The sequence below is a fragment of the Atlantibacter sp. MEI4A-1023 genome (assembly GCF_056155425.1).
In genome coordinates, this window is record NZ_CM149568.1 from 3,232,812 (window position 1) to 3,245,749 (window position 12,938).

Annotated in this window: 11 protein-coding genes; 2 read left to right on the forward strand and 9 right to left on the reverse strand. The window is 58.5% G+C overall.

Annotated features, from left to right (window positions below; genetic code table 11):
- Positions 1 to 70 precede the first annotated feature (70 nt).
- The 5 genes from accD to pdxB all read right to left on the reverse strand — a co-directional run bounded on the left by accD (position 71) and on the right by pdxB (position 4,876).
- Positions 71 to 991 (reverse strand): acetyl-CoA carboxylase, carboxyltransferase subunit beta, encoded by a 921-nt coding sequence (gene accD / locus ACVV26_RS15400; RefSeq protein ID WP_312978222.1) that lies wholly within the window; start codon positions 989 to 991, stop codon positions 71 to 73.
- Positions 992 to 1,162: 171 nt separating this feature from the next.
- Positions 1,163 to 1,822, reverse strand: a complete 660-nt coding sequence (locus ACVV26_RS15405) for a DedA family protein (RefSeq protein WP_474798116.1) — start codon at positions 1,820 to 1,822, stop codon at positions 1,163 to 1,165.
- Positions 1,823 to 1,846: 24 nt separating this feature from the next.
- Positions 1,847 to 2,659 (reverse strand): tRNA pseudouridine(38-40) synthase TruA, encoded by an 813-nt coding sequence (gene truA, locus ACVV26_RS15410; protein WP_312978218.1) that lies wholly within the window; start codon positions 2,657 to 2,659, stop codon positions 1,847 to 1,849.
- Positions 2,659 to 3,672: an aspartate-semialdehyde dehydrogenase gene (locus ACVV26_RS15415; RefSeq protein WP_474798117.1), complete on the reverse strand. Its 1,014-nt coding sequence runs from the start codon at positions 3,670 to 3,672 to the stop codon at positions 2,659 to 2,661. Before ACVV26_RS15415 ends, truA begins: the two co-directional genes overlap by 1 nt.
- 67 nt (positions 3,673 to 3,739) lie before the next feature.
- Positions 3,740 to 4,876, reverse strand: a complete 1,137-nt coding sequence (gene pdxB / locus ACVV26_RS15420) for a 4-phosphoerythronate dehydrogenase PdxB (RefSeq protein WP_474798118.1) — start codon at positions 4,874 to 4,876, stop codon at positions 3,740 to 3,742.
- A 100-nt stretch (positions 4,877 to 4,976) separates the two neighbouring features.
- Here pdxB and flk point away from each other — a divergent pair, with 100 nt between their 5' ends.
- On the forward strand, positions 4,977 to 5,981 hold the full coding sequence (gene flk / locus ACVV26_RS15425) for a flagella biosynthesis regulator Flk (RefSeq protein ID WP_474801869.1): 1,005 nt from the start codon (positions 4,977 to 4,979) through the stop codon (positions 5,979 to 5,981).
- A 55-nt stretch (positions 5,982 to 6,036) separates the two neighbouring features.
- Here flk and fabB read toward each other — a convergent pair whose 3' ends face one another.
- Positions 6,037 to 7,257 (reverse strand): beta-ketoacyl-ACP synthase I, encoded by a 1,221-nt coding sequence (fabB, locus tag ACVV26_RS15430; protein ID WP_474798119.1) that lies wholly within the window; start codon positions 7,255 to 7,257, stop codon positions 6,037 to 6,039.
- A 159-nt stretch (positions 7,258 to 7,416) separates the two neighbouring features.
- Here fabB and mnmC point away from each other — a divergent pair, with 159 nt between their 5' ends.
- On the forward strand, positions 7,417 to 9,423 hold the full coding sequence (mnmC, locus tag ACVV26_RS15435) for a bifunctional tRNA (5-methylaminomethyl-2-thiouridine)(34)-methyltransferase MnmC2/FAD-dependent 5-carboxymethylaminomethyl-2-thiouridine(34) oxidoreductase MnmC1 (RefSeq protein WP_474798120.1): 2,007 nt from the start codon (positions 7,417 to 7,419) through the stop codon (positions 9,421 to 9,423).
- A gap of 38 nt (positions 9,424 to 9,461) precedes the next feature.
- Here the strand turns inward: mnmC and ACVV26_RS15440 are convergent, their stop codons facing one another.
- The 3 genes from ACVV26_RS15440 to cstA form a co-directional block, all read right to left on the reverse strand.
- The gene (locus tag ACVV26_RS15440) at positions 9,462 to 10,478 is read right to left on the reverse strand and encodes a CobW family GTP-binding protein (RefSeq protein ID WP_474798121.1); all 1,017 of its coding nucleotides are present in this window, start codon (positions 10,476 to 10,478) and stop codon (positions 9,462 to 9,464) included.
- Positions 10,479 to 10,487: 9 nt separating this feature from the next.
- A complete protein-coding gene (locus tag ACVV26_RS15445; RefSeq protein ID WP_002463504.1) occupies positions 10,488 to 10,685 on the reverse strand; it encodes a YbdD/YjiX family protein in 198 nt (65 codons plus the stop codon).
- An 80-nt stretch (positions 10,686 to 10,765) separates the two neighbouring features.
- On the reverse strand, positions 10,766 to 12,871 hold the full coding sequence (gene cstA / locus ACVV26_RS15450) for a pyruvate/proton symporter CstA (protein ID WP_125292050.1): 2,106 nt from the start codon (positions 12,869 to 12,871) through the stop codon (positions 10,766 to 10,768).
- Between the last annotated feature and the right edge of the window lie 67 nt (positions 12,872 to 12,938).

Below are 12,938 nucleotides of genomic sequence, written 5' to 3' on the forward strand. Positions count from 1 at the left end.
GATGCCCGTACGTGTTAGCGATGGATAAACAAAAAGGGCAGCGCCGTTATGGCCCTGCCCTTCATGACGATCAGGCCTCTTGTTCCTGGTCTGGCGCTGGCGGAACCACAATGGTTTCCAGCGGCGCATCCGGCCCTGGTGCCGGGAGATTCATCATTTTCGCCAGCAGGCTGGCCAGCTTCAGGCGCAGTTCAGGACGACGAATAATCATATCGATCGCCCCTTTCTCGATTAAGAACTCGCTGCGCTGGAAACCGGCAGGCAGTTTCTCACGCACGGTCTGTTCGATAACGCGCGGGCCGGCAAAGCCAATCAGCGCTTTCGGCTCGGCGATGTTCAGATCGCCCAGCATCGCGAAGCTGGCGGAAACGCCGCCCATGGTCGGGTCGGTCAGCACGGAGATATACGGCAAGCCGCGCTCCTGCATTTTCGCCAGCGCTGCGCTGGTTTTCGCCATTTGCATCAGCGACATCAGCGCTTCCTGCATACGTGCGCCGCCGGATGCGGAGAAGCAGATCATCGGGCAGTTGTCTTCCAGCGCCTGCTCAACGGCACGCACAAAGCGTGCACCCACCACGGAGCCCATTGAGCCGCCCATAAAGGAAAACTCAAACGCCGCCGCAACCACCGGCATATCGTGCAGGGTGCCTTTCATCACCACCAGCGCGTCTTTCTCGCCAGTTTCTTTCTGGGCGCTTGCCAGACGATCTTTATACTTTTTGGAGTCTTTGAACTTCAGCACGTCTTTCGGCTCAAGTTCGCTCCCCAGCTCCACCATTGAGCCTTCGTCTAACAGGCTGTGCAGGCGGTCACGCGCCGCCATACGCATATGATGATCGCACTTCGGGCAAACCCCCAGGTTACGCTCCAGCTCGGCGCGGTAGAGAACCTGACCGCAGCTGTCGCACTTGGTCCACACCCCTTCAGGGATGCTCGCCTTACGGGAAGGGGTGATATTGCTCTTATTGAGAATTCGTTCAATCCAGCTCATTGATGACCTTTCTGCCTGAACCTGGTCGATGCCAGTTTTTCTGTCGGCAGCGAATAAATTCTGACCGCCGACAGACCATAAATGGTGCTCATTAAAACATAACAGACCGCGAGTTGGGATAAAAAAGTGGTCTAACCGCGCGATCCTGCTCTTGTTTCATGAACGTGATGGTTATCTTCCGTTTCGTGCCGCGGCTCGCTTGTGGCGGATAATTTCCACCACGCCCGGCAATACCGACAGGATGATGATCGCCACTATCAGCAGCTTTAAGTTTTCCTGAACGATCGGCAAATCGCCAAACAGATAACCCGCATAGGTAAACAGTAATACCCACAGCAGCGCGCCGATCACGTTATAGGCCGCGAAATGGCGGTAGGACATATGCCCCATCCCGGCGACAAACGGCGCGAAGGTGCGCACAATCGGTACAAAGCGCGCAAGGATAATGGTTTTGCCGCCGTGGCGCTCGTAAAACGCGTGGGTTTTATCCAGATAGCTGCGGCGGAAAATCTTTGAGTTGGGATTACTGAACAGCTTTTCGCCGAACAGCCTGCCAATGGTGTAATTCACCGCATCGCCGATAATCGCCGCCACAATCATTAACACCACCATCAGATGGACATTGAGATCGTTGGTCGGCAGCGCGGAAATCGCCCCGGCGACAAACAGCAGCGAATCGCCCGGCAGGAAGGGCGTTACCACCAGCCCGGTTTCACAAAACAGAATCAAAAACAGGATAGCGTAAACCCAAATCCCATAATCGGCGACCAGTTCCGCCAGATGCACGTCAATGTGCAGGATGAAATCGATCACAAAGCGAATAATGTCCATACTGCGTTACATCCTCAACAGCCTTTAGTCAGCTAAAAAAAGTGGGCCCATCGGCGTCTTCGGCAGCTCGAAACGGTCAGGATAATCCACGCTGACCAGATAAAGCCCCTCCGCTTTCGCCGTCGCTGCCGCAAGCGTACGATCCCTGACCGCCAGCAACTCCTCAATCCAGCTCTCCGGCTGGTTGCCGCACCCTACTTCCATCAGGCTGCCAACAATATTCCTGACCATATGATGTACAAAGGCATTCGCTTTGATATCGACCACCACATACGCCCCGAATCGCGCGACGTTGATGTGCATCAGATTACGCCACGGGGTGCGCGACTGACATTGCACGGCGCGAAACGAGGTAAAATCATTTTCACCGATTAAGCACTGGGCCGCGCGGTGCATACGTTCAGCATCCAGCGGTTGGTGATAATGGGTGACGCCCTGCTGCAAAACCGCAGGACGCAGACGATGATTGTAGATGACATAGCGGTAACGGCGAGCCGTTGCGCTAAATCGGGCATGAAAATCGTCCGGCACATCTTTAACCCAGCGCACCGCGATGTCACCAGGTAAATTCGCATTTACACCCAGCGTCCAGGCGGCATCTTTGCGGATCGCCTGGGTTTCGAAATGCACCACCTGGCCGGTGGCATGAACGCCCGCATCGGTCCGCCCGGCGCAAAACACGTTAACCGGCGCATTCGCCACCTGGGTTAACGCCTTTTCGAGTTTTTCCTGCACGCTGCGGACTTCGTTCTGGCGCTGCCAGCCGTAATATTTACTGCCGTCGTACTCAATGCCGAGCGCGATTTTGCGCAGCGGCACATCCTGAAGCTCAGACATTAGTACAAATACTCCTGCACTAATTTCTCCGCCACTTTCACCGCCATCAGCGCGCCGCCGAAGCGCACGTTGTCCGCCACTGACCAGAACTGGATCTGCTCCGGCATCCCGTAATCGTTACGCACGCAGCCGACAGACAATTGGGCGTTGCCGGACGCATCGCCGACCTGGGTCGGGAATTCATTCGCGGGCGACAGTACCACTTCTTCACCGCGATCGAAGGCATCGCGCGCTTCTTCAAATGACAGCGGGCGCATGGCTTCAAAATTCACCATCTGGGCATGGCCGTAAAATACCGGCGACTGGACGCAGGTCGCGGAGATCATCAGCATCTCGTCCTGCAGGATTTTGCGCACTTCATCGACGATGCGGCGCTCTTCGCGCACACTGCCCAGGCTATCCGGCAGGAGCGGCAGAACGTTGAACGCCAGCTGGCGACCGAAGAAATCGTCTTCATCAACCGGGATGCCGTTGAGCAGTTTGGCGCTCTGGCCCGCCAGGGCGTCTACCGCCACTTTGCCCTTCGCCGACGCAGACAGCAGGCTGGTCACCTGAATACGCGCCAGGCCGCCTTCGTCGATCAGCGGTTTTAACGCCACCAGCAGTTGGCTGGTCAGGCTATCGGGGATGGCGACCAGATTACGGTTACGGTAATCCGCCAGCACAAAGGGGTTCACTTCCGGCACCACTAACGGGACATCCGGCTCCAGTGCGAACAGACCGCTGGTGTCGATCACCAGGCAGCCCGCGTTAGCGGCATCGTCCGCGTACTGCGCGGTGGCCTCCGGACCGGCCACAAAAAATGCGAGCTGCGCCTGGGTCCAGTCAAATTCAGCGGCGTCCTGCACCCGCACCGTTTTACCTGCGAAACGCAGAGATTCGCCTGCGCTTTCGCTGCGCGCCAGGGCATACAGTTCTCCCACCGGGAATTGACGTTCCGCAAGTTGCTCAAGCAGGGCTTCGCCCACAGCGCCCGTCGCGCCCAGTACGGCAATGTTCCAGCCTTCAGACATGGTGGTTTACTCCAGAAAATAGAACAGCGTCCCTGCCCCAAAAGGCAGGTAACGTAAAAGAAGATGATTAACGCGCCGAATGGTGTACGGCGTTAAATCCCAGCGCAGAGAGCAGCTTTGCCGCCGCCGCGTCATCACACTGAATAAACAGGGATGACCATTCGCGACGCTCAAGATAATGCTTACGCAGCTTATCGAACTCACCCGCTACGCCAGCCACTTTACGCAGTGGCGCGTCATCGCGGCGCACATCATACACCAGATGCACCAGTCTTTTCAGCGTGGGCTGATCCAACGGGCCATGCAGGGTGATGCGGCCAAATTCCGGCGCGGGCAGCAGCGAGTCCAGGGCGATTTGCTGAGGTTTGCCGATAAACGCGCTATAGGCTTCAAACACCTGGGTGGTGCCGCGCGCTTTGCCTTCAAGGGTGTAACCGGCGATATGCGCGGTGCCGATGTCGACTTTATCCAGCAGCGCCACGTTGAGATCCGGCTCCGGCTCCCACACGTCCAGCACGGTGCTGAGTTTCTGCCCGGCGTCGAGGCATTTCAGTAAAGCGGCGTTATCCACCACCGCGCCACGGCAGGCGTTGATTAAAATCGCGCCCGGCTTGAGGCGTGAAATCAGCGCTTCATCCGCCAGATGCCAGGTTTTGTACGGGCCGTCTTTAAACAACGGAGTATGGAAGGTGAGGATATCGGCTTCGTCGACCAGTTTATCCAGCGGCTGGAAATCGCCCGGCTCGCCGTTATCGGCGCGCGGCGGATCGCACAGCAATGTGCGCACGCCCAGCGCTTCCAGGCGCTTTTGCAAGCGCCCGCCGACGTTACCGACGCCGACAATACCCACGGTGCGGTCGGTCAGGTCGAATCCTTCGCGCTCCGCCAGCATCAGCAGCGCGGAAAACACATATTCCACGACGGCAATGGCATTACAGCCGGGTGCCGCAGAAAACGCGATCCCCGCCTGGTGTAAATAGTCCTGATCCACGTGATCGGTGCCTGCCGTCGCGGTGCCAACGAAGCGGACGCCTTTGCCGTCCAGCAACTGGCCGTTGACTTTGGTCACCGAACGCACCATCAACGCATCGGCATCATCCAGTTCGGCCACCGGAATCGGCCGCCCCGGCACCGCTTTTACGTCACCCAGGCGGGCAAACAGTTCGCGGGCGTAAGGCATATTTTCATCAACGAGAATTTTCACGTTACAGTACCTGTTAATGTGCGGGAGATGGGCGCTAAGTGTGCCATAATCTCGCCCTTAGTCATACACGAGACCGAAGGCGAAGTCAGGATTTACTATGATGCAACCAGTCCAGGGCGCACCCGCTCGCCCTCCGGGAGAACCTCCCTCCCCGCAGACAACAGCCGGTGAACTCCCGCTCTCTTCTCAGCAGCGCACCCAGCTTGAGCGGCTGATTACCCGCATCATCGCGCTGACGCAGCAGCAGAGCAGTGAAGTGTGGGCCACCCTGCGCCACGATCTGGGGCTGAAACAGGAAATGCCGTTGCAGTCGCGCCATTTTCCCGCCGCCGAGCAAAACCTTAACCAGCGCCTGACCAGCGCGGAAAGTACCCATTCCAGCAGGCAACTGCTGTCACAACTGACGGAGTTGCTGAACGTTGGCAATAACCGCAAGGCGGCGAGCGATTATATTCGCCAGCAGTTCGGCCAGACCGCGCTGAGCCAGCTGTCGCCCGAGCAGTTGAAAAGCGTGCTGGTACTGCTGCAAAACGGCCAGATGGCGATCCCGCAGCCGCAGCAGCGCCCGGCGACGGAGCGTCCGCTACTGCCCGCCGAGCACAATACGCTCAACCAACAGGTGATTAAACTAGCCGCCGCCACCGGCGAATCGCCGAAGCTTATCTGGCAGTCGATGCTGGAACTGGCGGGTGTGAAAACCGGCGAGTTGATCCCGGCTAAACATTTCGCCTCGCTGAATACCTGGCTACAGGCGCGCCAGACGTTAGTTCAGCAGGCAGCGCCGACGCTAATTTCCCTGCAAACCGCCCTGCGCCAGCCGATGGCGTCGCACGAATGGCAGGAGATTGTTGATTACACGCAGCAGCGCTGGCAGGCCACGCCCCAGACGGTGCTGACCACGGCGCAGGTTCAGGATGTGTTAAACCAGGTGTTTGCGCTGCGCGTTAACAGTAACGCGTCGCCGATCGAGACCCGCGATATCCAGCCGATTTACAGCCCGCTGATCCCGTCGCTAATAGAGCCGCTGCGCCAGCTTTCCGCCCGTCCGGGCCTGGTGCTGTTCGCGCTGGTGGTGGCGATTGCGGTGATGTTGATAGTGCTTTAACCGCCGTTCAGAAATGCAAAAAGGGCCCTGGAGGCCCTTTTTTATTCAGCGTTGCTTACGCCTGGTATTTACGCATCACCAGGGTGGCGTTGGTGCCGCCGAAGCCGAAGCTGTTGGACATCACGGTAGTGAGTTCACGCTCGGTGGTTTCGGTGATGACGTTCAGCCCTTCCGCCTGCGGGTCCAGATTCTCAATGTTGATGCTCGGCGCGATAAAGCTGTGCTCCAGCATCAGCAGGGAGTAAATGGCTTCCTGCACGCCTGCCGCCCCCAGAGAGTGACCGGTCATGGCTTTGGTCGCGGACAGCGCCGGGGATTTATCGCCGAACACTTCGCGGATAGCGCCCAGTTCTTTCACATCGCCAACCGGCGTGGAAGTCCCGTGGGTGTTCAGGTAGTCGATTGGCGTGTCAACGCCGTGCATCGCCATCTGCATGCAGCGCACTGCGCCTTCGCCAGACGGTGCCACCATGTCTGCGCCATCGGAGGTCGCGCCGTAACCGACGATTTCCGCGTAGATGTGCGCGCCACGCGCCAGGGCGTGTTCCAACTCTTCGACCACCACCATACCGCCGCCGCCTGCGATCACGAACCCGTCACGGTCCGCGTCATAGGTACGGGACGCCTGGTCCGGGGTCTCGTTGTATTTGGTCGACAATGCGCCCATCGCGTCAAACTCACAGGCCATTTCCCAGCACAGCTCTTCTCCGCCGCCAGCAAACACGATGTCCTGTTTGCCGAGCTGGATTTGCTCAACCGCGTTACCGATACAGTGTGCGGAAGTGGCACAGGCGGAGCTGATTGAGTAGTTCACGCCGTGAATTTTGAACGGGGTCGCCAGGCAAGCGGACACGCCGGATGCCATAGACTTAGTCACCACATACGGGCCAACCGCTTTTAGGCCGCGCGGGCTGCGCATTGCGTCAGCGCCGAACACTTGGTAGCGCGGGGAGCCGCCGCCGGAACCGGCGATCAGGCCAACGCGCGGGTTGTTCTGGTAAGCTTCGTCAGAAAGACCGGCATCTTTAATTGCCTGCTCCATCGAGAGGTATGCATAAATCGACGCATCGCTCATAAAGCGCACCACTTTACGGTCAATCAGACCGGTGGTGTCCAGTTTTACGTTGCCCCAAACGTGGCTACGCATACCGGAATCTTTCAGCTCTTGAGAGAAAGTAATACCTGAGCGCCCTTCACGAAGGGATGCCAGGACTTCCTGCTGGTTATTACCGATGCTGGATACAATACCCAGGCCAGTAATCACTGCACGTTTCATTTAATACCTCTGTCAGTCGCGCTAATAATAAGAGTCGAGTGGCACAATAGCGTACAGTTGTACGCCGAACAAGTCCGATCAGACGATTTGCCGGTAAATTTGCGCCGCCCGGCCCACATCGCTAAGATCGTGCCACTGCCTGTCAGACGAGTAACTTACGTGAAACATTCCACCATCAAACCAGCCACCCTTGACTTCAATAATGAGGGTACACCTGTTTCCCGAGATTTTGACGACGTTTACTTTTCCAATGACAATGGTCTGGAAGAGACCCGCTACGTCTTTTTGGGGGGTAATCAGCTACCGGCGCGCTTCGCGCAGCACCCGCGCACGCTGTTTACCGTGGCGGAAACCGGCTTTGGCACCGGGCTCAATTTTCTTACGCTCTGGCAGGCATTTGACACATTTTGCGCCGCGCATCCCGACGCGGCGCTGAACCGGCTGCATTTCGTCAGCTTCGAAAAATTCCCGCTTCAGGCCGGGGATTTAACACGCGCCCACGCCGCGTGGCCAGAACTGGCACCCTGGGCGGAAAAACTGCATCGCCAGTGGCCGCCGCTGCTGGCAGGCTGCCAGCGGCTGTTATTTGATAACGGACGCGTGACGCTGGATTTATGGCTGGGCGACGTCAATGAACTGATCCCCGAATTAGATGACGCATTACAGGGCCAGGTGGATGCGTGGTTCCTTGACGGCTTTGCCCCGGCCAAAAACCCGGATATGTGGACGCCGCAACTGTTTAACGCTATGGCGCGGCAGGCGCGGCCCGGCGCGACGCTGGCAACCTTTACCTCCGCCGGTTTTGTACGCCGTGGGTTGCAGGAGGCCGGGTTTACCATGCGAAAAAGCAAAGGCTTTGGCCGCAAGCGCGAAATGCTCACCGGTGTGCTGGAACATGCCCTGCCCGCGCGTTCGCTGACGCCCTGGTATCAGCGCCAGGCGGCGCAGGGTGATGATATGGCAATTGTCGGCGGCGGCGTCGCCAGCGCGCTGCTGGCATTAGCGCTGCTGCGGCGCGGCAAGCGCGTAACGCTGTATTGCGAGGATGAGGCCCCGGCGCAGGGCGCATCCGGCAACCGCCAGGGGGCGCTGTATCCGTTGATCAGTCACAGCAATCCGGCGCTGACGCGCTTTTTCCCCGCCGCGTTTACCTTTGCCCGTCGCCTGTATGATGCGCTGCCGGTTGAGTTTGACCATGACTGGTGCGGCGTTACGCAGTTGGGCTGGGATGAAAAAAGCGCCGGGAAGATCCGTGAAATGCTGGCGCTGGATTTGCCAGCTGATGTAGCGCGCGCAGTAGATGCGCAAGACGTGTTCATCCACAGCGGCGTTGAGACCGGCTGCGGTGGCATTGAATACCCGCTTGGCGGCTGGCTGTGCCCGGCGCAGCTGACGGCGGGGGCGATTGCCCTGGCCAGGCAGCAGGGTTTAACGGTGCATTATCGGCATTCGGTAAAGGAACTCCATCACGATGGGCGCTGGCAACTGACCTTTGCCGACGGGCAGCAGGCTGAACATGACGCGGTGGTATTCGCCAACGGCAGCAAGCTGAACCAGTTTGAGCAAACCGCGATGCAACCGGTATACGCGGTGGCGGGCCAGGTGAGCCATATCCCCACCTCGCCGCCGCTGTCGGCGCTGCGCCAGGTGCTGTGCTATGACGGCTACCTGACGCCGGTGAACCCGCAAAACCAGCATCACTGTATTGGTGCCAGCTATCATCGCGGCATGGAAAACGCGCAGTACAGCGAAGAGGATCAGCAGCATAACCGCCAGCGGCTGACTGACTGTTTCCCCGATCAATCGTGGCCCTACGAGGTGGACGTCAGCGCAGGCGACGCGCGGGTTGGGGTGCGCTGCGCCACGCGCGATCATATGCCGATGGTGGGCAACGTTGCCGACTACCCGGCCCTGCTGGAACAGTACCTGCATTTACTCCAGCACAGCGCCACGCCGGAAAATGTGCCTGCTGCGCCGGTTCACCCGAATCTGTTTATGCTCGGCGCGTTAGGCTCGCGCGGTTTGTGCAGCGCCCCGCTGGCAGCGGAGATCCTCGCCGCGCAGATGTGCGGCGAACCGATACCGATGGACGGCCTAACGCTGGCGGCGCTCAATCCAAACCGGCTATGGGTGCGAAAATTGCTGAAGGGAAAGGCGGTAAAATAAAGGTAACGGCGGACGCGGTTTAGCGCATCCGCCGGTGTTTACGCGGTCGCCTGAGCGAAAGCCGTTCTCAGTTCATCAACGGGCAGATAGCGCCCGATAATCACCAGCCGCGACTGGGGCGTTTCGCTTTCATCCCAGGGTGAGCCGTAATCAAAGCCCACCACTTTATGCACGCCCTGGACAATCAGGCGCTGGGGGTTTCCGGCAATCGCCAGCACCCCTTTGTAGCGCAGCATGTCATTACCGTAGCGCTCCACACACTGCTCCATAAACGCCCCGGCCTTATGCAAATCCATCCAGCCCGCTTCAAAAACGTGCGCCTGAATGGCGTCATCCCAGGAGCGTTTGGTTTCTTTAAACGGCGTAAAGCGCGGAGCGGATTGATCCGCTGGACGGATCGCATGAAAGCCTTTGGTCAGGCCATTGCCGTCGCTCAACTCAAACGCGTTGATGTCGAGCCAAAGATCCGCCGGGCAAACGCCGTTTTCGATCTGGTAGATCTCGGCTTTGTTGTTGATCTGATGGATGCGCGCCAGCGCCTCATTATGCTGTTGTTCATCGCAGGTATCCGCTTTGGTCAGCAAAATGCGATCGGCGAAACCGAGCTGTGAGGCGGCAACCGGATGCTCTTCCAACTGGCGGGAAATATGGTGGCAATCCGCCAGCGTAATCACCGCGTCCAGCCGCAGCGCTTCACGGAGCGCCTCTTCAACAAAAAAGGTCTGGATAATCGGGGCCGGGTCGGCGAGGCCGGTGGTTTCAACAATCAGGCGATCGAAGCTTAATTCGCCGCGCTGGCGCTGGGCCAGCAGTTCGGTGAGGGCGGCGGTAAATTCGCCGCGCACACTGCAACACACGCAACCGTTGGACAGTTCGACAACGTTGACGTTATCGCCGCCGCGCAGCAGCGCGCCGTCAATATTCACCGCGCCGAATTCGTTTTCCAGAATCGCCACCGATGCGTCGGCGTGGTGGGTGAGAAAATGGTTAATCAGGGTGGTTTTACCGGCCCCCAAAAACCCGGTTAACAGGGTGACTGCAACAGCATTGTTCATCTCATTTCCTTAACAGCAGCGGGCTCCGCCTTTCCCGCCGTAACGTGCGTCCTGGCGTTCACGGAAAAATTCTTCATAGGTCATCGGCGTTTGATCGGGATGATTAAGCCGGATGTGCTGAACATAGTTATCGTAATCCGGTACGCCGACCATTAATTTCGCCGCCTGGCCCAGATATTTACCGGCTTTGGCTAAGGTATCAAACATACCGTCTCCTTCTGTCTATAAAGCCAAAAACTCCCCAGCCGTTAAGCCGGGGAGTGGATTACTTCACTTTCAGGAAATCATTAGTGGGCGCTTTTCGCCTGCGTCACGATATCCTGATAGTTTTCCGGCATCGGCTCGTAAGGCACCTCTTTCGCGGTGGGCTTATCGACTTTCAATGCCGCCAGCGCGGTCTTGATTGAGAACAGCGCAATCACCACGACTACCACCATAAAGAAGATGGTCAGGCCCGCATCCAGACGGTTGTTAAACACCAGTCGCGCCAGCTGCGCCTGGGTGTATTGCGCCGGAATGTTGCCGCTGTCGATCATCGCCTGGAATTTGTTGGCGATAGCCAGGAAGCCTACTTTAGCATCCGGGCTAAACGCTTTCTGCCAGCCCGCCGTCATGGTGCAAATCAGCAGCCATGCGGTAGGAACCAGCGCAACCCATGCGTAGCGTTGGCGTTTCATCTTGAACAGCACCACTGCGCAAAGCATCAGCGCCATGCCTGCCAGCATCTGGTTGGCGATACCAAACAGCGGCCACAAGGTGTTAATGCCGCCCAGCGGGTCAACCACGCCCTGGTGCAGGAAGTAACCCCACGCCAGTACGCACAGCGCCGTCGCCAGGATGTTGGCTGGCAGCGAATCAGTACGTTTCAGGCCCGGAGAGATCACGCCCAGCAGGTCCTGCAACATAAAGCGCGCGGCACGGGTACCGGCATCCACTGCCGTCAGGATAAACAGCGCTTCGAACAGGATCGCGAAGTGGTACCAGAAGGAGACATCCATCAGGCCGCCCAGCGCGCCGTGCAGAATGTACGCCATCCCGACCGCCAGGGTCGGCGCGCCGCCCGCACGGGAGATGATCGACTGCTCGCCCACTTCGTTAGCGATTTGCGTCAGGGTTTCCGGGGTGATCTGGAAGCCCCAGCCGCTAACCACTTGCGCCGCAGAGGCCACCACATCGGTGGTGCCCGCCGGAGCCAGCACCGCCATCGGGCTGTTCATGGCGAAGTACACGCCCGGGTCGATAACGCATGCCGCCACCAGCGCCATGATCGCCACGAAGGATTCCATCAGCATGCCGCCGTAGCCAATCAGGCAGGCCTGATTTTCGTTAGCCAGCATTTTCGGCGTGGTGCCGGAGGAAATTAACGCGTGGAAACCTGACACCGCGCCACAGGCGATGGTGATAAACAGGAACGGGAACATGTCGCCGGACCAGACCGGACCGGTCCCGTCGATAAACTTGGTGATCGACGGCATGGTCAGGGTCGGACGCATAATCAGGATGCCGATAGCCAGCCCGACGATGGTGCCGATTTTCAGGAAGGTCGACAGGTAGTCACGCGGCGCGAGCAGCAGCCAGACCGGCAGTACCGCCGCCACAAAGCCGTAGCCCACCAGCATCCAGGTCAACTGTACGCCGGTAAAGTCGAAGTACGGGGCCCATGTCGGGCTTTCTGCCACCCAACCGCCGGAAATAATCGCGAAAATCAGCAGCACCAGACCAATAACCGACACTTCGCCGATGCGCCCAGGACGCAGATAGCGAATGTAGACACCCATAAACAGCGCCAGCGGAATGGTGAAGGCCACGGTGTAGGTGCCCCACGGGCTGTGGGTCAGCGCTTTCACCACGATCATCGCCAGCACCGCGAGGATAATCACCATGATCATGAAACAGGCGACCAGCGCGATCACCCCGGCGGTGTTGCCCATTTCCTCTTTTACCAGCTCGCCAAGGGAACGACCATCGCGGCGGGTAGAGACAAACAGCACCATAAAGTCCTGCACGGCGCCTGCAATAACCACGCCCGCGAGGATCCACAACATGCCCGGCAAATAGCCCATTTGCGCAGCCAGCACCGGCCCGACCAGCGGACCCGCCCCGGCGATTGCCGCAAAGTGGTGGCCGAACAGCACTTTTTTATCGGTTGGCACGTAGTCGAGACCGTCGTTATGGCGCACCGCAGGCGTCATACGCGTTGAGTCCACAACCAGCACCCGTTTAGCAATAAACAGGCCGTAGAAGCGGTAAGCGATCAGATAGACACAGACTGCGGCAACCACAATCCACAGCGCGTTAATCTGCTCTCCCCGGTTCAGAGCGATGTATCCCAAAGCAAATGCGCCCACTAAGGAGAGCACTGCCCAGAGGAGGTATTTCCCTGAGTTATTCATCATGTTTTCCATTTTTTGTCCGTCATAGCTCGGGTTGCCTGCACGCGGCGGCGAAACGCAAACTAAT